The sequence below is a fragment of the Cupriavidus sp. 10L43_2 genome (genome assembly GCF_056395265.1).
Genome location: NZ_JBFTJE010000021.1, coordinates 43,114 through 66,575 on the forward strand (window position 1 = coordinate 43,114; position 23,462 = coordinate 66,575).

General features: G+C 66.1%; 22 protein-coding genes and 1 tRNA gene. 13 read left to right on the forward strand and 10 right to left on the reverse strand.

What is annotated here, in order from left to right; genetic code table 11:
• The first annotated feature begins 189 nt into the window (after positions 1 to 189).
• The 5 genes from secA (at position 190) to AC1DEL_RS23970 (ending at position 7,784) form a co-directional block, all read left to right on the forward strand.
• Complete coding sequence (secA, locus tag AC1DEL_RS23950; protein WP_477159197.1) at positions 190 to 2,982, forward strand: preprotein translocase subunit SecA; 2,793 nt, start codon at positions 190 to 192, stop codon at positions 2,980 to 2,982.
• A 110-nt stretch (positions 2,983 to 3,092) separates the two neighbouring features.
• A complete protein-coding gene (argJ, locus tag AC1DEL_RS23955; RefSeq protein WP_092298587.1) occupies positions 3,093 to 4,319 on the forward strand; it encodes a bifunctional glutamate N-acetyltransferase/amino-acid acetyltransferase ArgJ in 1,227 nt (408 codons plus the stop codon).
• 21 nt (positions 4,320 to 4,340) lie between these two features.
• The gene (locus AC1DEL_RS23960; protein WP_092298590.1) at positions 4,341 to 5,240 is read left to right on the forward strand and encodes an ATP-binding protein; all 900 of its coding nucleotides are present in this window, start codon (positions 4,341 to 4,343) and stop codon (positions 5,238 to 5,240) included.
• The gene (locus tag AC1DEL_RS23965; RefSeq protein WP_092298593.1) at positions 5,237 to 5,677 is read left to right on the forward strand and encodes an NUDIX domain-containing protein; all 441 of its coding nucleotides are present in this window, start codon (positions 5,237 to 5,239) and stop codon (positions 5,675 to 5,677) included. Before AC1DEL_RS23960 ends, AC1DEL_RS23965 begins: the two co-directional genes overlap by 4 nt.
• Before the next feature lie 64 nt (positions 5,678 to 5,741).
• Positions 5,742 to 7,784 carry an OPT family oligopeptide transporter gene (locus AC1DEL_RS23970; RefSeq protein WP_441643921.1) on the forward strand — a complete coding sequence of 681 codons (2,043 nt, stop codon included), beginning with the start codon at positions 5,742 to 5,744 and terminating at the stop codon, positions 7,782 to 7,784.
• A 29-nt stretch (positions 7,785 to 7,813) separates the two neighbouring features.
• On the opposite strand, the gene AC1DEL_RS23975 is transcribed toward AC1DEL_RS23970, so the two are convergent.
• The 8 genes from AC1DEL_RS23975 to ispB form a co-directional block, all read right to left on the reverse strand.
• Entirely contained in the window at positions 7,814 to 8,005 is a 192-nt protein-coding gene (locus tag AC1DEL_RS23975; protein WP_092298599.1) for a DNA gyrase inhibitor YacG, read from the reverse strand.
• 10 nt (positions 8,006 to 8,015) lie between these two features.
• Positions 8,016 to 8,774, reverse strand: coding sequence for a cell division protein ZapD (gene zapD, locus AC1DEL_RS23980; protein ID WP_092298602.1), 759 nt, complete (start codon positions 8,772 to 8,774; stop codon positions 8,016 to 8,018).
• A gap of 200 nt (positions 8,775 to 8,974) precedes the next feature.
• Entirely contained in the window at positions 8,975 to 9,583 is a 609-nt protein-coding gene (gene coaE / locus AC1DEL_RS23985; RefSeq protein WP_092298605.1) for a dephospho-CoA kinase, read from the reverse strand.
• A gap of 68 nt (positions 9,584 to 9,651) precedes the next feature.
• Entirely contained in the window at positions 9,652 to 10,518 is an 867-nt protein-coding gene (locus AC1DEL_RS23990; protein ID WP_092298608.1) for a prepilin peptidase, read from the reverse strand.
• Positions 10,519 to 10,521: 3 nt separating this feature from the next.
• Positions 10,522 to 11,787 (reverse strand): type II secretion system F family protein, encoded by a 1,266-nt coding sequence (locus AC1DEL_RS23995; protein ID WP_477159198.1) that lies wholly within the window; start codon positions 11,785 to 11,787, stop codon positions 10,522 to 10,524.
• A gap of 36 nt (positions 11,788 to 11,823) precedes the next feature.
• Entirely contained in the window at positions 11,824 to 13,551 is a 1,728-nt protein-coding gene (pilB, locus tag AC1DEL_RS24000) for a type IV-A pilus assembly ATPase PilB (RefSeq protein ID WP_092298614.1), read from the reverse strand.
• Positions 13,552 to 13,824: 273 nt separating this feature from the next.
• Positions 13,825 to 13,901: transfer RNA gene (locus AC1DEL_RS24005), tRNA-Pro, on the reverse strand.
• Positions 13,902 to 13,950: 49 nt separating this feature from the next.
• Positions 13,951 to 14,880, reverse strand: a complete 930-nt coding sequence (gene ispB, locus AC1DEL_RS24010; RefSeq protein WP_092298617.1) for an octaprenyl diphosphate synthase — start codon at positions 14,878 to 14,880, stop codon at positions 13,951 to 13,953.
• On the opposite strand from ispB, the gene AC1DEL_RS24015 reads away from it, so the two are divergent.
• From AC1DEL_RS24015 to proB, 5 genes are all read left to right on the forward strand, one after another.
• On the forward strand, positions 14,879 to 15,142 hold the full coding sequence (locus tag AC1DEL_RS24015; protein ID WP_441592213.1) for a hypothetical protein: 264 nt from the start codon (positions 14,879 to 14,881) through the stop codon (positions 15,140 to 15,142). The two genes, ispB and AC1DEL_RS24015, sit on opposite strands and share 2 nt — an antisense overlap.
• 273 nt (positions 15,143 to 15,415) lie before the next feature.
• A complete protein-coding gene (rplU, locus tag AC1DEL_RS24020) occupies positions 15,416 to 15,727 on the forward strand; it encodes a 50S ribosomal protein L21 (RefSeq protein WP_006576525.1) in 312 nt (103 codons plus the stop codon).
• A gap of 53 nt (positions 15,728 to 15,780) precedes the next feature.
• Positions 15,781 to 16,041 carry a 50S ribosomal protein L27 gene (gene rpmA / locus AC1DEL_RS24025; protein WP_061955320.1) on the forward strand — a complete coding sequence of 87 codons (261 nt, stop codon included), beginning with the start codon at positions 15,781 to 15,783 and terminating at the stop codon, positions 16,039 to 16,041.
• Positions 16,042 to 16,137: 96 nt separating this feature from the next.
• A complete protein-coding gene (cgtA, locus tag AC1DEL_RS24030) occupies positions 16,138 to 17,262 on the forward strand; it encodes an Obg family GTPase CgtA (protein WP_441592217.1) in 1,125 nt (374 codons plus the stop codon).
• A gap of 74 nt (positions 17,263 to 17,336) precedes the next feature.
• Positions 17,337 to 18,455, forward strand: a complete 1,119-nt coding sequence (proB, locus tag AC1DEL_RS24035; protein ID WP_092298623.1) for a glutamate 5-kinase — start codon at positions 17,337 to 17,339, stop codon at positions 18,453 to 18,455.
• A 90-nt stretch (positions 18,456 to 18,545) separates the two neighbouring features.
• Here proB and AC1DEL_RS24040 read toward each other — a convergent pair whose 3' ends face one another.
• The gene (locus tag AC1DEL_RS24040) at positions 18,546 to 19,109 is read right to left on the reverse strand and encodes a CNP1-like family protein (protein ID WP_092298626.1); all 564 of its coding nucleotides are present in this window, start codon (positions 19,107 to 19,109) and stop codon (positions 18,546 to 18,548) included.
• A complete protein-coding gene (locus AC1DEL_RS24045; RefSeq protein ID WP_092298629.1) occupies positions 19,102 to 19,812 on the reverse strand; it encodes an RNA pyrophosphohydrolase in 711 nt (236 codons plus the stop codon). Before AC1DEL_RS24045 ends, AC1DEL_RS24040 begins: the two co-directional genes overlap by 8 nt.
• Positions 19,813 to 19,997: 185 nt before the next feature.
• Between AC1DEL_RS24045 and AC1DEL_RS24050 the strand changes: the two genes are divergently transcribed.
• From AC1DEL_RS24050 to AC1DEL_RS24060, 3 genes are read left to right on the forward strand one after another with little or no spacing between them, the layout of a single operon-like run.
• On the forward strand, positions 19,998 to 21,719 hold the full coding sequence (locus tag AC1DEL_RS24050; protein ID WP_441643920.1) for a proline--tRNA ligase: 1,722 nt from the start codon (positions 19,998 to 20,000) through the stop codon (positions 21,717 to 21,719).
• Positions 21,720 to 21,751: 32 nt separating this feature from the next.
• Complete coding sequence (locus tag AC1DEL_RS24055) at positions 21,752 to 22,507, forward strand: lytic transglycosylase domain-containing protein (RefSeq protein ID WP_092298635.1); 756 nt, start codon at positions 21,752 to 21,754, stop codon at positions 22,505 to 22,507.
• Positions 22,504 to 23,421: a 2OG-Fe(II) oxygenase gene (locus tag AC1DEL_RS24060; RefSeq protein ID WP_441592221.1), complete on the forward strand. Its 918-nt coding sequence runs from the start codon at positions 22,504 to 22,506 to the stop codon at positions 23,419 to 23,421. The genes AC1DEL_RS24055 and AC1DEL_RS24060 overlap by 4 nt, the downstream gene beginning before the upstream one ends.
• Positions 23,422 to 23,462: the final 41 nt, after the last annotated feature.

A 23,462-nucleotide genomic window follows, 5' to 3' on the forward strand; every position in this document is an offset into this window, starting at 1 on the left:
TTGAAGGCGGCGGGAGAGTCCCAACCTGTCGAAGGTGGTCTGGCGGCTGTTGCGCCAGCGCAGAAGGAGCCTGTTTGGGTCCCGGCCACGACACCGCCACATGATAAACTCGGCGTTTTGCGCCAATCCACCCATTCCTCGCCGTCGTCCAAGCTGTATCCGGGCCGCGCGCGCAGGGGAAAGCACTCGATGATCACGGGCCTTCTCAAGAAAGTCTTCGGCAGCCGCAACGAACGGCTGATCAAACAATATCGCGGCATGGTCGTGAAGATCAACGCGCTGGAGCCGAAATTCGAACAGCTTTCGGACGACGACCTGCGCGGCATGACCGAGACCTTCCGCCAGCGCCACGCGGGCGGCGAATCGATTGACGCGCTGTTGCCGGAGGCGTTTGCCGTCTGCCGCGAGGCCAGCAAGCGCGTCATGAAGATGCGCCACTTCGACGTGCAGCTGATCGGCGGCATGGTCCTGAACGACAACAAGATCGCCGAAATGCGGACCGGCGAAGGCAAGACGCTGACCGCCACGCTGGCCGTGTACCTCAATGCCATTACCGGCAAGGGCGTGCACGTGGTGACCGTGAACGACTACCTGGCCCAGCGCGATGCCGAGTGGATGGGCCGCCTGTACAACTTCCTGGGGCTGTCGGTGGGGGTCAACCTCTCGCAGATGCCTCATGATGAGAAGCAGCGCGCTTATAACTCGGACATCACCTACGGCACGAACAACGAGTTCGGCTTCGACTACCTGCGCGACAACATGGTCTACGACCCGTCGCAGCGCGTGCAGCGCCCGCTGCACTACGCGATCGTCGACGAAGTGGACTCGATCCTGATCGATGAGGCGCGTACGCCGCTGATCATCTCGGGTCAGGCCGAGAACCAGACCGACCTGTACCAGCGCATGAACGGCATTCCCAAGCTGCTCGTGCGCCAGATCGGCGAGGAAAAGGCCGACGGCACCGGCGTGGAGACGCCCGGCGACTACTACGTCGACGAGAAGGGCCATCAGGTCTACCTGACCGAGGCCGGCCACGAGAAGGCGGAAGAGATCCTGAACCAGCAGGGCCTGATCGGCGAGGGCGAATCGCTCTACGCGCCGCAGAACATCACGCTGATGCACCACCTGTACGCCGCCCTGCGCGCGCACAGCCTGTTCCACCGCGACCAGCACTACGTGGTGCAGAACGACGAAGTGGTGATCGTCGATGAATTCACGGGCCGCCTGATGACGGGCCGCCGCTGGTCCGACGGCCTGCACCAGGCCGTGGAAGCCAAGGAAGGCGTGACGGTCCAGCAGGAAAACCAGACGCTGGCGACCATCACCTTCCAGAACTACTTCCGCATGTACGAGAAGCTGGCCGGCATGACCGGTACGGCGGACACGGAAGCGTACGAATTCCAGGAAATCTACGGCCTCGAGGTCGTGGTGATCCCGACCAACCGCCAGGCCCAGCGCAAGGACCTGCAGGACCAGATCTACAAGACGTCGAAGGAACGCTACGACGCTGTGGTGCGCGACATCCGCGACTGTTTCGAGCGCGGCCAGCCGGTGCTGGTGGGCACGACGTCGATCGAGACGTCCGAGTACCTGTCGGACCTGCTGAACAAGGAAAAACTGCCCCACCAGGTGCTGAACGCCAAGCAGCACGAGCGCGAAGCCGAGATCGTGGCCCAGGCGGGCCGCCCCAAGATGATCACGATCGCCACGAACATGGCCGGTCGCGGTACCGACATCGTGCTGGGCGGCAACGTGGAGAAGCAGGCCGGCTTCATCGAGATCGACGCAAGCCTGTCGGATGCCGACAAGGCCGCCCGCATCGCCCAGCTCAAGGACGAATGGCAGTCTCTGCACGACCAGGTCAAGGCCGCCGGCGGCCTGCATATCGTCGGCACCGAGCGCCATGAGTCGCGCCGGATCGACAACCAGCTGCGTGGCCGTGCCGGCCGCCAGGGTGACCCGGGTTCGTCGCGCTTCTACCTGTCGCTGGACGACCAGCTGCTGCGCATCTTCGCCGGCGACCGCGTGCGCGCGATCATGGAACGGCTGAAGATGCCCGAAGGCGAGCCGATCGAGGCTGGCATCGTCACGCGCTCGATCGAATCGGCGCAGCGCAAGGTGGAAGGCCGCAACTTCGACATCCGCAAGCAGCTGCTCCAGTACGACGACGTGGCCAACGACCAGCGCAAGGAGATCTACAAGCTCCGCAACGACGTGCTGGAATCGAACGACGTCGGCGAGATGGTGGGCAACCTGCGCGAGAGCGTGCTGGTGGAGCTGTTCCGCGACCACGTGCCGGCCGAGACCATGGAAGAACAGTGGGACATCGCCAGCCTGGAAACGCGCCTGCGCGACGACTGGGGCCTGGACGTGCCGCTGGCCAAGACCATCGAGGGCGCCCAGAGCATCGAGGATGAAGAACTGCTGAATCTGGTGATGACCACGGCGCGCGAAACCTACGACGCCAAGGTCAACCAGGTGGGCCGGGAGTCGTTCGCAGGCTTCGAGCGCTCGGTCATGCTCCAGAGCATCGACACGCACTGGCGCGAGCAYCTGKCSKCGCTGGAYYACCTGCGCCAGGGYATCCACCTGCGCGGCTATGCCCAGAAGGACCCGAAGCAGGAGTACAAGCGCGAGTCGTTCGAACTGTTCGCGCGCCTGCTGGACGTGATCAAGAGCGAAGTCACCCGCGTGATCTTCAATGTGCAGATCCAGTCGCCGGAGCAACTCGAGCAGGCTTCGGAGCAGATTGAGGAAGGGCTGGCGCATCTGGAGAACGTGCAGTACAAGCACGACGAGTTTGCCGAACGCGCCGAGCCGGTGGAAGACGCCTCGCTGGCGCGCCGTGGCACCGCGCAGGCGGCCATGGCCGCGATGGGCGCGGACATGGCGGTGGCCGGCATGCCGAAGGTTGGCCGTAACGATCCGTGCCCGTGCGGATCGGGCAAGAAGTTCAAGCAGTGCCACGGCAAGCTTAGCTGAGCCGGGGACCCTCTCCCTCTCCCGCGACATCGTCCGGGAGAGGGGAGTCACAGACCGCACAATGCCCGCGCAAGCGGGCATATTTGTCAGATGCAACCAAGGAGCCGCACATGCCCGTGAACCTGCCGCTGCCCCAGGCAGAGAATTTGAAATCCGTTGCCGGCGTGGAGCTGGGTTGGGCCGAGGCGGGCATCCGCAAGGCCAATCGCAAGGATGTGCTCGTGGTCCGCGTGGCCGAAGGCAGCACCGTGGCCGGCGTGTTCACGCAGAACCGCTTCTGCGCCGCGCCGGTGCAGGTTTGCCGCGAGCACCTCGCCACGGGCCCGGGCATCCGCGCGCTGGTGGTCAACACCGGCAATGCCAACGCCGGCACCGGCGAACCTGGCCTGAAGGCCGCGCGCGCCACGTGCGACGCCCTGGCCGCCCAGCTTGGCATCGCCGCCAACCAGGTGCTGCCGTTCTCGACTGGCGTGATCCTGGAGCAGCTTCCGGTCGATCGCCTGACCGCCGCGCTGCCGGCTGCCATCGCCAATGCGCGCGCCGACAACTGGCTGGCCGCCGCCGAGTCGATCATGACCACCGACACGCAGCCCAAGGCCGCGTCGCGCACGGTGCAGATCGACGGCAAGACGGTCACGCTGTCCGGCATCAGCAAGGGCGCCGGCATGATCCGCCCGAACATGGCGACCATGCTCGGCTTCATCGCGCTGGACGCCGCCGTGGCGCAGCCGGTGCTCCAGGCACTGGTTTCGCACGCCGCCGACCATTCGTTCAACAGCATCACCATCGATGGCGATACGTCGACCAATGACTCGTTCGTGCTGATCGCCACGGGCAAGGCTGGCGTGTCCATTGACCGCGCCGACGGCCCGGCCTTCGCCGCGCTGCGCGACGCCGTGACGTCGCTGGCGCAGGAACTGGCCCAGATGATCGTGCGCGATGGCGAGGGTGCCACCAAGCTGATGACGATTCACGTGGAAGGCGGCAACAACGTGGCCGAATGCCGCCAGATCGCCTACGCGGTGGCGCATTCGCCGCTGGTCAAGACCGCGTTCTACGCCTCGGACCCCAACCTGGGCCGCATCCTGGCCGCCGTGGGCTATGCCGGTGTGAACGACCTCGACGTCGATCGCGTGAACCTGTGGCTCGATGACGTCTGGGTGGCCCGCGACGGCGGCCGCAACCCCGACTACCGCGAGGAAGACGGCCAGCGCGTGATGAAGCAGGCCGAGATCACCGTGCGCATCGCGCTGGGCCGCGGCAACGCCGAAGCCACCGTGTGGACCTGCGACCTCTCGCACGACTACGTGTCGATCAACGCCGACTATCGTTCGTAATTTTCTGAATTCGCCCCTGCCATGTCTGACCTTGCTGCCCGCCTCGATAGCTTTCTCGCCCGACTGGAACAATGGCTGCCGCCGCAACTGAGCGACGCGGACTGGCAGGAGGCGGTAGCGTTCCGCTGGCGCAAGCGTCAGAGCCTGTTCGGCAATATCGGCTATCTGCAGGCGATCAAGCAGCTTCCGCCGATCTATCTGGACGATCTCAAGAACATCGAGCGCCAGAAGGACGCCATCGTCGCCAATACGCGCCAGTTCGTGCAGAAGCTGCCGGCCAACAACGTGCTGCTGACCGGCGCGCGTGGCACCGGCAAGTCGTCGCTGATCAAGGCCTGCCTGAACGCGTACGTGAAGCAAGGGCTGCGGCTGGTGGAGGTGGACAAGGACGATCTGGGCGACCTCGGCGATATCGTCGAACAGCTGGCCCAGCGGCCCGAGCGCTTCGTGATCTTCTGCGATGACCTGTCGTTCGAGGAAGGCGAGTCGGGCTACAAGTCGCTGAAGTCCGCGCTGGACGGCTCGGTGGCCGCCCAGTCGGACAACGTGCTGATCTACGCCACGTCCAACCGCCGCCACCTGCTGCCCGAGTACATGAAGGACAACGAGACCTACCAGCACACGGCCGATGGCGAAATCCATCCGGGCGAGGTGGTCGAGGAGAAGATCTCGCTGTCCGAGCGCTTCGGGCTGTGGCTGTCGTTCTATCCGCCCAAGCAGGACGAGTACCTGGCCATCGTCGGCCATTGGCTCGGGCACTTCGGCTGCAGCGCCGAAGACATTGCCGCCGCGCGTGGCGATGCGCTGGTCTGGGCGCTGGAGCGCGGTTCGCGCTCGGGCCGGGTGGCGTGGCAGTTCGCGCGCGACTGGGGTGGCAAGCACGGCAAGCCCTTCGTGGCCGACGTGGGACCCCAGGCATGAGCGGCGCCGGCACGGTAGTGTCCCCGGACGGCCAGGCGCGCCCGGTCACCGAGGTGGCCGTCGGCGTGCTGGTGCGGCCCGATGGCCGCTTCCTGCTGGCGCAGCGCCCGGCGGGCAAGCCATACGAGGGCTACTGGGAATTCCCGGGCGGCAAGCTGGAGCCGGGCGAGACCGTCGAGGCTGCGCTGGCGCGCGAGCTGCACGAGGAACTCGGCCTCGATGTCACGCGCAGCGAGCGCTGGCATACGCTCGAACATGATTACCCGCACGCCTATGTGCGGCTCTATTTCTGCAAGGTCACCGACTGGGTTGGCCAGCCGGTCGGTCGCGAAGGCCAGGCGTTCTCGTGGCAGTACGCCCCGGTCGATGTCGGCCCGCTGCTGCCGGCGACGATCCCCGTCGTGGCATGGCTCGCAGAGGAGCGCCCCACGCCCTGAGTGGCCGCATGCCAGTCCCGTCGCCCCCGTCACCAGAAGTTGAACAACAAACACTGGAGGCCCAATGCAACGTGTCGACCGCATCGACGATGCCATCTCCCTGCCCGAGCTGACGCTGCGCGGCATCATCCTGGGCGCGCTGATCACCGTGGTGTTCACCGCGTCCAACATCTACCTCGGCCTGAAAGTCGGCCTGACCTTCTCCTCCGCCATTCCAGCCGCCGTGATTTCGATGGCCGTGCTGCGGCTGTTTCCGGGCGCCAATATCCTCGAAAACAACATGGTGCAGACGCAGGCGTCCGCCGCGGGCACCTTGTCGTCGATCATCTTCATCCTGCCGGGGCTGGTCATGCTCGGCCACTGGCAGGGATTTCCGTTCTGGCAGACGCTGTCGATCTGCGCGGCGGGCGGCATGCTCGGCGTGATTTTCAGCATTCCGCTACGTCACGCGATGGTCGTAAAGAGCGACCTGCCGTACCCCGAGGGCGTCGCGGCTGCAGAGATCCTGCGCGTGGGCAGCGCCAGCGAGGCGCCCGGCGAGGCCAAGCAGGCCACCGGACTGGCCGATCTGCTAGCCGGCGGCGTGGCGGCGGGGCTGTTCAGCTTCGCCGCGGGCGGGCTGCGCGTGCTGGCCGAAGGGGCCAATGCGTGGCTGGCGGCGGGCGCGTCGGTGGTGCGGCTGTCGATGGGGTTCTCGCTGGCGCTGGTCGGTGCCGGGTATCTGGTCGGCATCGTCGGCGGGCTGGCCATGCTGCTGGGCCTCGTGCTCACATGGGGCGTGGCCGTGCCGTGGCTGACCGCGATTACGCCGATGCCGGCTGGCGCCACGCTGGCGAGCTTCGGCACCTCGGTCTGGAGTACGCAGGCACGCTTTATCGGTGCCGGCACGATCGGGATTGCCGCGATCTGGACGCTCGCCACGTTGTTCAAGCCGATGGTCGAGGGCGTGCGGGCGTCGATGGGTGCGCTGCGCGGGAACAGTGCCGGACAAGGTGCCGGGCAGGGCGGCGAGATCCCACGGACCCAGCGCGACCTGCCGGCGGTCTGGATCGGCGCCATCACGCTGGTGCTGCTCGCGGTGCTGGCGGTCACGTTTGGCCATTTCCTCGCCCCGTCGCCGCTCGATGACGGCGCGATGTGGCGGCTCGTGGCCTGCGCCGTGCTGTTCGCCTTCGTGTTCGGCTTCCTGGTGGCGGCCGCCTGCGGCTATATGGCGGGGCTGGTCGGCTCGTCTGCCAGCCCGATCTCGGGCATCGGCATCATCGCCGTGATCCTGGTGTCGCTGCTGATCCTCGGCGTGGGCACGCTCGATGGGCTGATGGGCACGCCGGAGGGCGGCAAGTTCGCGATTGCGCTGGCGATCTTCACGACGTCGGCGGTGGTGGCGGTGGCGTCCATCGCCAACGACAACCTCCAGGATCTGAAGACCGGCTGGCTGGTCGGCGCCACGCCGTGGCGCCAGCAGGTAGCGCTGCTGATTGGCTGCGCCGTGGGCGCGGCGGTGATTCCGCCGGTGCTGGAACTGCTCTACAACGCGTACGGCTTTGCCGGCACGCTGCCCCGGGCCGATATGGACCCCGGCCAGGCGCTCGCGGCGCCGCAGGCCACGCTGATGACGGCCATCGCCACGGGCATTTTCACGCACCAGCTCAACTGGACCATGATCCTGATCGGCGTGGCGCTGGGCGTGGTGCTGATTGCCATCGACGAAATGCTGCGCCGCCGGGGCGGTGTGGCGCGCCTGCCCGTGCTGGCGGTGGGCATCGGCATCTACCTGCCGCCGACCATCAGCTCCGCGCTGGTGGTGGGCGCGGTGCTGTCGTGGTGGCTGCTGCGGGCCGAGCGCCGCCGCGCCGAGGCGCGCGGCGATGACGTGACGCTGGCGGTGGCGCACGCCGAGCGGCGCGGCACGCTGCTGGCGTCGGGGCTGATCGTCGGGGAGAGTCTGGTCGGCGTGGCGCTGGCGGCCATCATCGGCCTGTCCGGCAAGGAGGCGCCACTGGCGCTGGTCGGCGCAGGGTTTGCCACCACGGCCGAGTGGCTGGGGCTGGCGGTCTTCGTGCTGGTCTGCGTGGGGTTCTGCCGGCGCGTGCTGGCGACGCGGTAGGGCGCGGAGGAGGGGGCGCCGGGCGCCGCTCAGTCTTCCTCTTCTTCAGGCAGGTCCGCCGAGGGCGTCTCGCCGGGCTTGCCGCCGATCACATACTTCTCGGCCGCCCAGGCGCCAAGGTCGATCTGCTTGCAGCGGTCGGAACAGAAGGGACGGAACTTGTTTTCCTGCACCCACGGCACATCCTTGCCGCAGGTGGGACATTTGACGACGGCTGGCATCGGGAAGACTTCAGAAATTGCAGAGCTTGAGCAGGAACGGGATGTCGGCATCGACCGAACGCGGTCGCATGTCGCCGTCCTGCTGGGTGAAACGGACCCAGAGCATGTACTTGTTGGCGCTCATCTCGGGAATGAAGGCCAGCAGCGAGTCGTCGAGGTAGACCTGCATCAGCTGGTAGCTGCGGCCCGACAGCATCTGCTGGTAGCTGCCGCCCGTGGCGATGACTTTGCCGCTCTGGCCGGACTCGCGCAGCAGCCGCAGCACGATCGACGTGCCCATGCGCAGCGACGTGAGCGGGCGCGCCCACTTGAGGATATCAGCCTGACGGTCCTCGGCGGGGCGGTGCTGCCACGCGAAGTAGGCCGGCAGGTCGAATTCGCAGGTGCCGCCCGGGATGATGGCGCGGCTGCGGATGCTCGTGAGCCACTCGTTGTCGGCCAGCAACTGGCCGGCCTTGCCCACGGTCTGGTTCAGCGCGGTAATGCCCTGTTCGATCTCGGCGATGACGTTGGCCAGCGCGTCCTGATCGATCTGCGGATTGGCGCGCAGCGGCGAGAGCGCCTGGCGCTGGCGCTCCAGTTCCTTGATCAGGTCAGTCTTGAGGTCGGCGCGGCCGGCCACATCGATGATCTCGAAGATCGTCGTAATGGCCACGTGATGCTGCTGGGGGTGATCCTGCCCGAGGAAATAATCCAGCCGATCGAACAGGTCTTCCAGGCGCAGGAGCGTCCTGATGCGTTCGTTGAAAGGATATTCGTACAGGATCAAGGGAGGTATCCGTGCTGCGCGCCGAGGGGCCGGAAGCCGAAAGGCAGATTCAATCGAGTGCCCGAGGTCGGCGGTCTGGCGGAACTTCGGAAAATCCGTCAGTTAGCACGCTTTTCCCGGCATGTTCAGCGCATTCTATGCGAGTCGCGCCTCAAGGACAAATGCAATCTGCCCGTGCGGCGTACTCGGGGCGCGCCACGCTAGCCGGCGTGCTGACGATAGTAGGCGTCGAGCCGTTCCACCTGGGGCGCGAGGGCCTCGGGCGGGCCGTCGTTGTCGATCACATCATCGGCCACGGCCAGCCGCGCGGCGCGCGTGGCCTGCCGGGCCATGATCGCCAGCACCTGCGCGCGCGTGAAGCCGTTGCGCGCCATGACGCGGGCGATCTGCGTCTCTTCCTGGCAATCGACCACCAGCACGCGGCCCACGCGGGCGCGCCAGGTGCCGGATTCCACCAGCAGCGGCACCACATAGATCAGATACGGATGCTGGCCGCCCGCACGGACGGCGGCGGCGCGCGACTCGGTCAGCGAGCGGATCAGCGGATGGGTGATGCCTTCGAGCGTGGCCTTGGCCGTGGGGTCCGAGAAGACCAGGGCGCGCATGGCGTCGCGGTCCATGGCGCCGTCCGGGCGCAGGCAGCCGGGGCCGAATGCCGCCACCAGCGGGCCGATGGCGGCGCCGCCGGGCGCGGTAATCTCATGCGCGAGCAGGTCAGTGTCGATCAGCGCGGCGCCGCGCGCGGCAAACATGTCGGCAACGCGGGTCTTGCCGGAGCCGATGCCGCCCGTGAGTCCGATTTCCAGCATGGAGAAGCGTGTCGGTAGCGTGGAGGAATGGCGCCAACGATACCAGCTTTCCGGGCAGCGGCTGTCGGTCAGCGGCTGAAGGTCAGCCCCAGCGGCAGCACATCGGCGCCAAAGAACAGCACGATCAGCCCTGCGCCGGCGATGAACGGCCCGAACGGGAACGGCGTCTCGCGGCCCTGGCGCCGCACAACCAGCAGCACGATGCCGAACACCGCGCCCACCACCGACGACAGCAGCACCAGCGCCGGCAGCGCCTGCCAGCCGAACCAGGCGCCCAGCGCGCCCATCAGCTTGAAATCGCCATAGCCCATGCCTTCCTTGCCGCGCACGAGCTTGAACAGCCAATAGACACTCCACAGCAGCAGGTAGCCGGCGGCGGCGCCAATCACGGCATCGGCCAGCGGCGCGAAGGCGCCGTTCAGGTTCAGCAGCAGCCCGAGCCAGAGCAGGGGCAGCGTGATCTGGTCTGGCAGCAGCTGGGTGTCGGCGTCGATCATGGTCAGCGCGACCAGGCTCCAGACCATGACGATCGCGGCCAGCGCCTGCACGGTCGGGCCGAAATGCCACATCGCCAGCCCGGTCAGCACGGCCGTGGCCAGCTCCACCAGCGGATAGCGGACACTGATCGGCGCCTTGCAGGCCGAGCATTTCCCCCGCAGGAACAGGTAGCTGACCACCGGCACGTTTTCCCAGGCGGCGATCTGGTGGCCGCAGTGCGGGCAGGCCGAGCGCGGCACCATGAGGTTGTAGCGGTCCGGGTGGGGCAGCGGCTCGTCTCGTAGTTCGGCCAGATAGTTGGCCTCGTCGTATTCCATCATCCGGGGCAGGCGATGGATCACCACGTTGAGGAAACTGCCCACCAGCAGGCCAAGCAGGCCGGCCGCCACGATCAGGAACAGCGGCGGCACGGCTTCAAGCGCGGATACAGCCTGCATCGGTCACACCACCTGGCCCAGCTTGAAGATCGGCAGGTACATCGCCACCACCATGCCGCCAATCAGCACGCCCAGGATCACGATGATCAGCGGCTCGATCAGGCTGGAGATGGCCGCCACGGCGTCATCGACCTCGCGCTCATAGAATTCCGCCACCTTGAGCAGCATGTTGTCCAGCGCGCCGGACTCCTCGCCGATCTGCGTCATCTGAAGCACCATGTTGTCGAACACGTGCGTGGCCTGCATCGCGTTGGTCAGGCTGGTACCGATCCGCACGGCCTGTTCGATTTCCCGCGTGGCATCGTAATACAGCCAGTTACCGGCGGCGCCGGCCACGGATTCCATCGACTCCACCAGCGGCGTGCCGGCGGCGAACATCGTGGCCAGCGTGCGGGTCCAGCGCGCGATCACGGCCTTGCGGAACAGGCTGCCGAAGATCGGCAGCTTCAGCAGCGCCTTGTCGTGCCAGCGCTGGACCTTTTCCGAGGTCTTGCGCGCCCGGAGGTAGAAGATGATCGAGGCAATCGGTATCCCGATCACCAGATACCAGTACGTGACGAAGAAGTCGGACATGTTGATCACGACCATCGTCGGCGCGGGCAGGGCGGCGCCGAAGCTCGAGAACACGCCCTTGAACGCCGGAATCACGAACAGCATCAGCACCACGGTCACGGCGAAGGCCACGCAGAGCACCGAGATCGGGTAGATCATCGCGGACTTGATCTGGCTCTTCAGCGCGATCGTCTTTTCCATGTAGAGCGAGAGGCGCTCCAGCAGGGCGTCGAGAATACCGCCCTGTTCACCGGCGTCGATCAGGTTGCAGTACAGCGTGTCGAAGTACTTCGGCTGGCGCCGGAACGCAGTGGCCATGCTGCTACCGGCCTCGATGTCGAAGCGGATGTCGGACAGCAACTGCGTGAAGTTGGGGTTGGCGTGGCCGCGCGCGATGATGTCGATCGATTGCAGCAGCGGAATACCGGCCTTGAGCATCGTCGAGAGCTGACGCGTGAAGTACGCGATGTCMTTCTCGGTGATCTTCTTGCCGCGCGCCGCCTTGCGCTTCTTCATCTTGACGACGGTCAGGCCCTGCTTGCGCAGCGTCGCGACGACCTCCGCCTGGCTTTCGGCCCGTTGCTCGCCCTTGAAGCCCTTGCCCTTCCGGTCCTTGGCTTCCCACTCGAAGATGTACTGCGTGGGCGCCTTCCGCCCTGATTTGGCCCGCGACGGCGCTGCCGTCCGGGCGCCCGCCGCTGGTGCGCGCGTCGCCATGATTTGACCCCCGACTAATGTCTATTGACTATTGTTTTACGTATTGGTGGTCGCCAGCACTTCTTCGAGTGACGTGACGCCCTGTTTGACCTTGAGCAGGCCAGATTCCCGCAAAGATAGCACGCCGTCCCGGCGCGCCTGCTCGGCGATTTGCAGCGCCGTGCCGTGCGACAGAATGATCTGCTGCATCGCTTCCGTGATCGGCATGACCTGATAAATACCGCAGCGGCCCTTGTAGCCGCTGCCGTTGCAGCGCTCGCAGCCCACCGGGTGGTAGGGCTGCCAGCTGCCGTCCGTGTCGGCCTCGGTGAAGCCGGCGTCGAGCAGGGCCGGCTTGGGAATATCGCCGGCGCGCTTGCAGGTGCAGAGCCGGCGCGCCAGCCGCTGCGCCGTGATCATCAGCACCGAGGACGCGATGTTGAACGGCGCCACGCCCATGTTCATCAGGCGCGTGAGCGTGGTCGGGGCGTCGTTGGTGTGCAGCGTGGAGAGCACCAGGTGGCCCGTCTGGGCGGCCTTGATCGAAATATCGGCGGTTTCCAGGTCACGGATTTCGCCGACCATGATGATGTCCGGATCCTGCCGCAGGAACGACTTCAGCGCCGCCGCGAAGGTCAGGCCGGCCTTGTCGTTCACGTTCACCTGGTTGATACCGGGCAGCTGGATTTCCGCCGGATCCTCCGCCGTGGAAATGTTGATGTCGCCCTGGTTCAGCATGTTCAGGAACGTATAGAGCGACACCGTCTTGCCGCTGCCGGTGGGGCCGGTGACCAGCACCATCCCGTACGGCCGCTTGATCACCTCCAGCAGCAGCGCCTTCTGCGCGGGCTCGTAGCCGAGCTGGTCGATGTCGAGCTTGTCGGACGAGGATTCCAGAATCCGCATCACGATCTTCTCGCCGAACAGCGTGGGCAGCGTGGAGACGCGGAAGTCGATCGCTTTCTCGATGACCTCCTTGGCGTCCTTGTCCTTGGGCAGCGAGAGCAGCAGCTTCATGCGGCCGTCCTGCGGCACGCGCTTTTCCGAAATGTCCAGGCGCGACAGCACCTTGATGCGGGTGGCGACCTTGTCGCGGATGTCGAGCGGCGGGCGGGCCACTTCCTGCAGCACGCCGTCCACGCGGAAGCGCACGCGGTAGAAGAACTCGAACGGTTCGAAGTGCAAGTCCGACGCGCCGCGCTGGAACGCCTCGGTCAGCAGCTTCTGGAGGAAGCGCACCACGGGGGCGTCGTCGATCTCGTTGCCCGGCCCGCCCTTGCGGACGCCGGCCGCGGCCGCCACCGGATCGTATTCGATCATCTTGGTGGCGGTGGGCGTCACGGGCGAGATGTTCTTCATCGTCCCGAGCGCCTCGCCGGCGGCGCGCACGTGCTTCATCAGCTTGTCGTGCTCCACCACCACGGTTTCCACCGGCAGGTTGAATTTCTGCTTGATGGCGTCCACGCCGGCCTGGTTGGTCGGGTCGGACAGCGCCACGATGAGCCGGTTCTCACGGCGGCCCAGGGGCAGCAGGCGGTGGGCGTGGAATTCGCGATTGCCGGCCAGCGCGGGCGGCACGCGATTGAGGTTGTACTGGGCCAGGTCCAGCAGCGGTAGCTGGTACTTGTCGGCGGCGAAGATCGCCACGTCGTGGGCAGACATGGTGCCGCTGCCGATGATCTCGTCAATCAGCTGCGACTTCTTCTCCCGGGCCGATTGCTCGAGCTGCGCGAGTAGCGCGGGGGCGATCCGTCGGCTCTGGGCGAGCGCAAGGCCTAATGTCATGGCGAAATACGAGCGATGAGCGCGCGATCGGATGAAGCCGGCCGGCGGCGCGTTTGACTGCGGCGGGATCGGGTGCAGAGGGTCCCGGACCGGGGCAGTTTGCCGCCGGGGTCACTTTTTGTAAAGCGACGGGGCGGGCGCGTTGGCGTTTGCGCGACACGTCCGCAACCCTACTTGCGCGGGGGAGGGGGAAGGGGGGCGGGAAACGAAAAAAGCCGCACATTGCTGTGCGGCTTTTTCGTGGACATCACGCTGGCGCATGACATCGAAATCTGGTCGGGGTGAGAGGATTCGAACCTCCGGCCTCTACGTCCCGAACGTAGCGCTCTACCAGGCTAAGCTACACCCCGATTTCTTGTTACTGCTAGGGTTTTTTCGCGCTGACTTGTCGGTGCGTTGTTACGACTGACGTTGCAGCGAGAAAGCACACAAGTGTATCAGCGTTTCCTTCAGTTGGGAAGGGGGAAATTGCATTGCCGCCTTTTCCGCGGCTTCTGCTTCGCGCTGCGCGGCGGCAAACGTCACCTCCAGCGCGCCGCTGGCATGGATGGCCGAGAAGACTGCATCAAAGTGTTCCGTGCCGCCCTGGACGATGGCCTCGCGCGCGAGTTCGCGCTGTTCCGCGGTGCCGTGCTCGAGCAGGTGGAGCAGCGGCAGCGTGGGCTTGCCCTCGCGCAGGTCGTCGCCGGCGTTCTTGCCCATCTGCTCGGCGCTGGCCGTGTAGTCGAGCATGTCGTCGATCAGCTGGAATGCCGTGCCGATGCGGCGGCCGTACTCGGCCGCGGCTTCTTCCATGGCGGGGTCCGCGCCGGCCAGCACCGCGCCCAGTTCGGCCGAGGCTTCGAACAGCTTGGCGGTCTTGTAGCGGATCACCTGGAGGTAGCGCTCCACGGTCACGTCCGGGTCGTGCATGTTCAGCAACTGCAGGACCTCGCCCTCGGCAATCACGTTGGTCGCATTGGAGAGGATCTCCATGATGCGCATGCTGCCGGCCTCGACCATCATCTGGAAGGCGCGCGAATAGAGGAAGTCGCCCACCAGTACGCTGGCTGCGTTGCCGAACACCGCGTTGGCGGTCTGGCGGCCACGGCGCAACTCGGATTCGTCCACCACGTCGTCGTGGAGCAGCGTGGCGGTGTGGATGAACTCCACCACAGCGGCGAGTTCGTGATGGCGATGGCCCTCGTAGCCGAACGCGCGCGCCGAAAGCAGCAGGATGACCGGRCGCAGSCGCTTKCCGCCMGCSCCGATGATGTAYTCGCCGATCTGCTCGATCAGSGGCACTTCMGAMGACAGGCGSCGMCGGATGACGGCRTCRACGGCGCGCATGTCGGCAGCGACCGGGGCAAGCAAGGCAGTGGCGGAAGACTGGGACAAGATGGAATCACCGGTTCGCAAAACCGGTGGATTATATGCGATCGCGGTGTCGCCATGGCCGCTTGCATGCGGCCAGAACGGCCCGGAAGGGGCGGCGCCTATCTATAATGACGGCATGAACAAGGCCCCTGCCTCCCGCAGGCAGGTCCGCCGCACCGCCTGGTGGGTGGCGTTTGCCGCCCTTGCCGGGTTCCTGCTCGCCGACCTGATCTGATCCGCATTCCGGCGCGAAGTGCGCCAGTCGCCGCTGCGCAACGCTCCGGCAGGCTATGTATTTGTTTCCGTTGGCTTTTCTTTGACCTTTCCGTATCGCGCCCTTTGCGCTTTCTGGAAAACTGGTCTACAATCGCCGGTTCCTTCGGTTGGTTTGCGCTGTATACGGCGAGCCGCCGGACGGCAAAGCAGCAAGTCGGCGCACGAAACGGCGCCGGTCCCGTGAGATACCGGGGCAGCATTCAACGTTTCATTCACATCGAGAGGTTCGACAATGTACGCGGTCGTAAAAACCGGCGGCAAGCAATACAAGGTTGCTGCTGGCGAAAAACTTAAAGTAGAACAGATACCGGCAGACATTGGCGCAGAAATCACGCTGGACCAGGTGCTCGCAGTGGGCGCCGGCGACCAAATCAAGTTTGGTACGCCGCTGGTGAGCGGGGCTTCCGTCAAGGCTACCGTGATCTCCCAGGGTCGTCACGACAAGGTGAAGATCTTCAAGATGCGCCGTCGCAAGCACTACCAGAAGCGCCAGGGCCATCGTCAGAATTACACCGAACTGCGCATCGAAGCCATCGTTGCCTGAGCATTGCTCGGACAACAGGTATTCAACGCAATCAGGTAAACAGGAGTTAAGACATGGCACAGAAAAAAGGCGGCGGTTCCACGCGGAACGGCCGTGATTCGGAATCGAAGCGTCTGGGCGTGAAGGTGTACGGTGGCCAGGCCATCAACGCCGGCGGCATCATCGTTCGCCAACGCGGCACTCGCGTGCACGCTGGTGATAACGTGGGTATCGGCAAGGACCACACCCTGTTCGCACTGGTGGACGGTCACGTGCAGTTCGCCGTCAAGGGCGCTGCCAAGAAGCAGCAAGTCAGCGTCGTTCCGGCGGCCTGATAACAGCCTTTGCAGCCCGAAGGCCCCGCAACACTTGCGGGGCCTTTTCATTTCTGGCATGAATAAAGCCGGCCCGATCCATCTGGGAAGACCAATATGAAGTTCATCGACGAAGCCCGAATCGAGGCGATTGCCGGCAATGGCGGCAACGGGAGTGCGTCGTTCCGGCGCGAGAAGTTTGTGCCCTTCGGTGGCCCCGATGGCGGTGACGGCGGGCGGGGCGGCAGCGTGTTCGCGCAGGCCGACCGCAATATCAACACCCTGATCGACTACCGCTACTCCAAGAAGCACGTGGCCCGTAACGGCGAGAACGGCCGTGGCGCGGATTGCTACGGCGCTGCCGGCGAGGACGTCACGCTGCGCATGCCGGTCGGTACGCTGATCATGGACATGGACACCGGCGAGGTCATCGCCGACCTGACCGAGCACGGCCAGACCGTGTGCCTGGCCGAAGGCGGCATGGGCGGCTGGGGCAACCTCCACTTCAAGTCGAGTACCAACCGCGCGCCGCGCCAGCAGGTCGACGGCAAGCCCGGCGAGCGCCGAATGCTGCGGCTCGAACTCAAGGTGCTGGCCGACGTGGGCCTGCTCGGCATGCCGAACGCGGGCAAGTCGACGTTCATCTCGCATATCTCGAACGCGCGTCCCAAAGTGGCCGACTATCCGTTCACGACGCTGCATCCGAACCTCGGCGTGGTCCGTGTGGACCACGAGCAATCGTTCGTGGTGGCGGACATTCCCGGCCTGATCGAAGGCGCCGCCGAAGGTGCCGGGCTGGGTCACCAGTTCCTGCGCCACCTGCAGCGCACGGGCCTCTTGCTGCACATTGTGGACATCGCCCCGTTCGACGAGAACGTCGATCCGGTGGCCGAGGCGCGTGCCATCGTCAACGAATTGAAGAAGTACGACGAAACGCTGTACGAGAAGCCGCGCTGGCTGGTGCTGAACAAGCTCGATGTGGTGCCGGATGAAGAGCGCGCCACGCGCATGAAGGACTTCGTCAAGCGCTACAAGTGGAAGGGGCCCGTGTTCCACATTTCGGCGCTGACTGGCGAGGGCTGCCGTGAGTTGATCTACGCGATCAAGGACCATCTGGCCGCGATCAAGGCCGAAGAGGCCGCCGCGCTGGCCGAGCCCGATATCCGTCTGGACGACCGCCTGCACAACGTGGCGCCCGATGCCGGCGCTGGCGATCAGGGTGATCAGGGCAACCAGGCCTGACGCCTTGCGGCGAGGGCTAGCCAGTACCGCAGAATAACCAGAACACCCCGGCACCCGGAGACAGGATCCTCGCCATGCAATCGGTCATCGCCCAGGCAAAACGCATTGTCGTCAAGGTAGGCTCGAGCCTGGTCACCAATGATGGGAAGGGGCTGGACCACGACGCCATCGCGCGCTGGGCAGCCCAGATCGCCAAGCTGCGCGGCGCCGGCAAGGAAGTGGTGCTGGTCAGTTCCGGCGCCATCGCCGAAGGCATGCAGCGCCTGGGCTGGGTGCGCCGGCCCAAGGAAATCCACGAATTGCAGGCCGCTGCCGCCGTCGGGCAGATGGGGCTGGCCCAGGTCTACGAAAGCCAGTTCGGGCGCTACGGCATCCGCACCGCGCAGGTGCTGCTGACCCACGCCGACCTGGCCGACCGGGAACGCTACCTGAACGCGCGCTCCACGCTGCTGACGCTGCTCTCGCTCGGCGTGGTGCCGATCATCAACGAGAACGATACGGTCGTGACCGACGAAATCAAGTTCGGCGACAACGACACGCTGGGCGCGCTCGTCACCAACCTGATCGAAGGCGACGCACTGGTCATCCTGACCGACCAGCGCGGGCTGTACACGGCCGATCCGCGCAAGGACCCGAACGCCAGGTTCGTGGACGAGGCGCTGGCCGGCACGCCGGAACTGGAAGCCATGGCGGGCGGTGCCGGGACGTCGATCGGGCGGGGCGGCATGCTGACCAAGATCCTGGCGGCCAAGCGCGCGGCGAAGTCCGGCGCCCACACCACCATCGCCTCGGGCCGTGAGGCCGACGTGCTGGGCCGGCTGGCCGAAGGCGAGGCCATCGGCACCCAGTTGCTGGCGCCGACCGGCCGCCTGACCGCGCGCAAGCAGTGGATGGCAGATCACTTGCAGCTGCGCGGCCGGGTGGTCATCGATAACGGTGCGGTGGAGAAGCTGACCAGCGGCGGCAAGTCGCTGCTGCCGATTGGCGTGGTGGAGGTGCAGGGCGAATTTGCGCGTGGCGAGGTGATCGCCTGCGTGAGCCCGGCTGGCCACGAGGTGGCGCGCGGCATCACCAACTATTCGAGCGCCGAGGCGCGGCTGATTGCCCGCAAGCCTTCGTCCGAGATCGAATCGGTGCTGGGCCACCTGAACGAGCCGGAGCTGATTCACCGGGACAACCTCGTACTCGTCTGATTTCTGACGACAAACCGAGGCAAGATGAAGCAAAACGGCGAGGCCCCAGGGCCTCGCCGTTTTGCATTCCAGCCTTGCCGAAGCGCCGGGTTAGCGGCGCGGCGCGTAGGCGCGCAGGTCCTTGATCATCTTCTCCGGGCTGCCGGCCACGGTGCGGCCTTCGCAGAAGAAGTCGGTGGCCAGCGCGGCCGGGTAGGCGTTGCGGGCGCGGGTTTCCATCCGATACCAGGTGTCGCGGTCGTCGGCCCGGTTCGGAATCCAGGCCGTGGCGCCCTGCGGCAGGGTGGCGTAGAGCTTGCGCTCGAACGCGTCGCAGCGCATGCCTTCGTAGTTCACATTGCGTCCGCCGCCGGGGCTGGTGATGACCACGGTGAAGCGCACCACCTTGTCCGGGCCCACGCTGATGGACTTGCTGTCCACTGCGAAGCGGAAATCCCCGCTGCCGTTGACCGAGAACGGAATCAGGTCCGCTTCCTGGGGCAGCGCCGGCAGGCCGGTGTCGGCCTCCTTGAATACCTTTTCCTCGAACGGGTTGACCCAGGTGGACTCTTCCTCGGGCAGGCCCTTGCTGGTGGTCTTGCAGCCGGCCAGCGCCAGGCAGGCGGCGGCGAGCAACAGACCGGCGCGCACGCGCCGGCCGGTGAAACTAGTCATCGGAACTCCGTTGGGTAGGTGCCGGGCTGGCCGGCGAAGCGGGCACGGCTTCCTGGATCGCCGTGGCGGCGGTCTCAGGCACGACGCCGGACACAGCCATTGGCTCTTCCGGGCGTGCGTCGTCCCCATGCCGGCCCTCGCCGCCATGGTGCCCGTTGTGGCCAGGATGGCCGTGATTCCCGTGGAAACCATGGTGACCATGGGTGCCATAGGGACTCAGCGGCGCGCGGCCACGATTCAGGAAGCGCGACAACTCGGTCAGCGCCATCTGGTAGACATCGCGCTTGAATTCGATGACCGCGTCCAGCGGCACCCAGTACTGGCTCCAGCGCCAGGCGTCGAATTCGGGATGGTCCGTGGCACGCAGGTGGATGTCGCAATCGCGGCAGACCATGCGCAACAGGAACCAGATCTGCTTCTGGCCCTTATAGTGGCCGCGGATTTCGCGGCGGATGAACTTGTCCGGCACCTCATAACGCAACCAGTCGCGCGTGCGACCGACGATCCTGACGTGCTCCGGAAGCAGGCCGACTTCTTCCTGCAGCTCGCGGTACATGGCCTGTTCCGGCGTTTCGCCGTACTTGATGCCGCCCTGCGGAAACTGCCAGGAGTGTTCGCCGATTCGCTTGCCCCAGAAAACCTCGTTGCGTGCGTTGATGAGGATGATGCCGACGTTCGGGCGAAAGCCTTCACGATCGAGCATGACTGCACCTCGAATCCTTTAGAATTACGTCGATTATAAAGGAAGCGCGCGGGTCGGCCTGACGCCGGGAATGCTGGTTTTCCCCGAGCGGGAAGGGCAGTTTCCGGCGCGTCCCGCCAAATGAAATGYCGCGCCTGGCCAGGCCGGCGCTGCCGGGCACTGCCCGACTCACGAGAAAGCAACGGATGAAAGCCTCGCAATTCTTCATTTCCACCCTCAAGGAAGCCCCCGCCGACGCGGAAATCGTGTCGCACAAACTCATGATGCGGGCTGGCATGATCAAAAAGGTCGGCGCCGGCATCTACAGCTACATGCCGGTGGGGCTGCGCGTGATCCGCAAGGTGGAGAACATCGTCCGCGAGGAAATGAACCGCGCCGGCGCCCTGGAACTGTCGATGCCCGTGATCCAGCCGGCCGAACTCTGGCAGGAGACCGGCCGCTGGGACAAGATGGGCCCCGAGCTGCTGCGCCTGAAAGACCGCCACGAGCGCGATTTCGTCATGCAGCCGACTTCCGAGGAAGTGGTTACGGACATCGCCCGCAGCGACATCCGCAGCTACAAGCAGCTCCCGGTGAACTTCTATCAGATTCAGACCAAGTTCCGCGACGAGCGCCGGCCCCGCTTCGGCATCATGCGTGGCCGCGAGTTCACCATGAAGGACGCCTATTCCTTCGACCGGGACCTGGACGGCCTGAAGGGCTCGTACCGCAACATGTACGACACCTACACGCGCATCTTCCAGCGTTTCGGCCTGGAATTCCGCGCTGTGGCGGCCGATAACGGCGCCATCGGCGGCTCGGGCTCGCACGAGTTCCACGTGATCGCCGATACCGGCGAGGACGCCATCGTCTACTGCCCCACCTCGGAATACGCCGCCAACATGGAAGCCGCCGAGGCGCTGCCGCTGGACGCCGCCCGTCCCGCGCCGGCCGAGGCCATGGCCAAGACCCACACCCCGGGCAAGGCCAAGTGCGAGCACGTCGCCGAATTCCTGAACATGCCGCTGGTGCGCACGGTGAAGTCGATCGTGCTGGCCAAGGACACCGACGCCGGCGCCGAGATCTGGCTGCTGCTGTTGCGTGGCGACCACGAACTGAACGAGGTCAAGGCGTCGAAGGTGCCGGGCCTGCTAGATTTCCGCTTCGCGACCGAGAACGAGATCGTCGACACCTTCGGTTCGCCCCCCGGCTACCTCGGCCCGATCGGCACGAAGAAGCCGGTGAAGCTGGTGGCGGACCGCACGGTGGCCAACATGGCCGATTTCTGCTGTGGCGCCAATGACCGCGACTACCACTACACCGGCGTGAACTGGGGCCGCGACCTGCCCGAGCCGATCGTGGCGGACCTGCGCAACGTGGTGGCCGGCGACGCCTCGCCGGACGGCAAGGGCACGCTGGAGATCTGCCGGGGCATCGAGGTGGGCCACGTGTTCATGCTCGGCACCCGGTATTCCGAGTCGATGAGCGCCACCTACCTCGACGAGAACGGCAAGACCCAGCCGATGCAGATGGGCTGCTACGGCATTGGCGTGACGCGGATTCTTGGCGCTGCCATCGAACAGAACTACGATGAGCGCGGCATCATCTGGCCGGCCGCCATCGCCCCGTTCGCGGTGGTGGTCTGCCCGGTCGGCTACGACCGCAACGAAGCTGTGCGCGCGGAAGCCGACCGCATCCATGCCGAGCTGCTGGCGGCCGGTGTCGATGTGATCCTGGACGACCGTGGCGAGCGCCCCGGCGTGATGTTTGCCGACTGGGAACTGATCGGCGTGCCGCACCGCGTGGTGGTGGGCGACCGTGGCCTGAAGGAAGGCAAGGTCGAATACCAGGGCCGCCGCGACGCCCAGGCCACCCCGGTGGCCGTGGCTGACGTGGTGGGCCATGTGCGCACCCAGCTGGCCAGCTGAAATCCGCTGTTGAAGTAAGGAAAAGGAAGCCGATGCACGCGTCACGCCTGTTCACCCCCCGCCGCTGGTCCGTGCTGGCCGGCGGCCTGCTGCTGGCCGTCGCGGCGGCCACGGCCCATGCGGGGGCGCAGAAGGAGGAGGCGCTGGCCGACTCCGTGCGCGGCGCGCTGGCGGCGGCCATTGCCGATGGCAGGCCCGTCCGCCCGGCGTTCGCCTCGGGCGGCGAGCGGCTCGGCTACCTGAAATGGCTGGGCGAGATGTCGCGCCGGCTCGAATCCCGGATTCCCGAGCCGCAGATCCGCGTGGAACTGATCGAGACGGTCTACTACGAGGCCAAGCGGGCCGGGCTGGAGCCGTCGCTGGTGCTCGGGCTGGTCCAGGTGGAAAGCGGCTTCCGGAAATATGCGATCAGCTCGGCCGATGCACGTGGGCTGATGCAGGTCATGCCGTTCTGGGTGCGTACCATCGGCGACAGCGACGTGCGCAAGCTGTTCCACCTCCAGAGCAACCTGCGCTACGGCTGCACCATCCTGCGCCACTACCTGGACCGCGAGAACGGCGACCTGTTCCTGGCGCTCGGCCGCTACAACGGCAGCCGGGGCCGGCCGGAGTACCCGAACGCCGTGCTGGGCGCGTGGAAGCGCTGGCAGTATTCGGAATCGACGGTGACGATCGCCGGCGACCCGGGCGCAGCCGCCGTGCCGCCGCCGGCCACCTCGCGCCGCCTGCCGCCGGAGTCCCCCGCGCGCAACCCGTTTTCGCCGCAGCGACTGGCCAATCCGTCATGACATTCGACTCCCGCACCGACGCTGCCGGGGCCGCCGGGCAGGGCTACCACGCCTCCTCGCCGGAACTGGAGCGCTGGCTGGCCCGCCATATCAAGCAGGGATTCAACGCCGATGCGCTGGTGCTGTCGATGCAGCGCGCCGGCTACGACGCGACCTTCGCCCGGGCCATGGTGGCCGATGCGCTGGGCCAGCCGCACCCGGCCACCACCGACGCCACCAAGGCGCCCGCCGCCCGGGTACGGCCGAAGTCCGACATGGTGGGCCCGGACCCCGCCGGCAACGCCATCCGCGACGCGGGCCGGGACATCCCGGTGCTGTTCCGCATCGAGGCGCCGCGCGTGATGCTGCTCCAGGGCCTGTTCAGCGAGGCCGAGTGCGACGCCCTGGTGGCGCTCTCGCGTGACCGCATGCAGCGCTCGTCCGTGGTCAATCCCGCCACGGGTGACGAGAACGTCCACGAGGCCCGTACCAGCACCGGCGCGATGTTCCAGGTCGGCGAGCACCCGCTGCTCGAAGTGCTGGAGGCACGCATCGCCGCCGTGACCGGCGTGCCGATGGAGCACGGCGAGGGCTTCCAGGTGCTCAACTACAAGCCTGGCGCCGAATACCAGCCGCACTACGACTATTTCAATCCGAAGAATCCGGGCGAGGCGCGCCAGATGGCCGTGGGCGGCCAGCGCGTGGCCACGCTGGTGATCTACCTGAACAGCACGCCGGCCGGCGGCGCCACCACCTTCCCGCGAATCGGGCTGGATGTGGCCCCGGTCAAGGGCAATGCTGTGTTTTTCAGCTACAAGCTGCCGGACGGCACGCTGGACGACCGCACGCTGCACGGCGGCATGCCGGTGGTGTCAGGGGAGAAGTGGATTGCCACCAAGTGGCTGCGCGAGCGGCCGTACCGGGTCGGAAGCTGAGTCCGACGGACGGCCGCGCGCCGTAAATCAGGCCAGTCCGG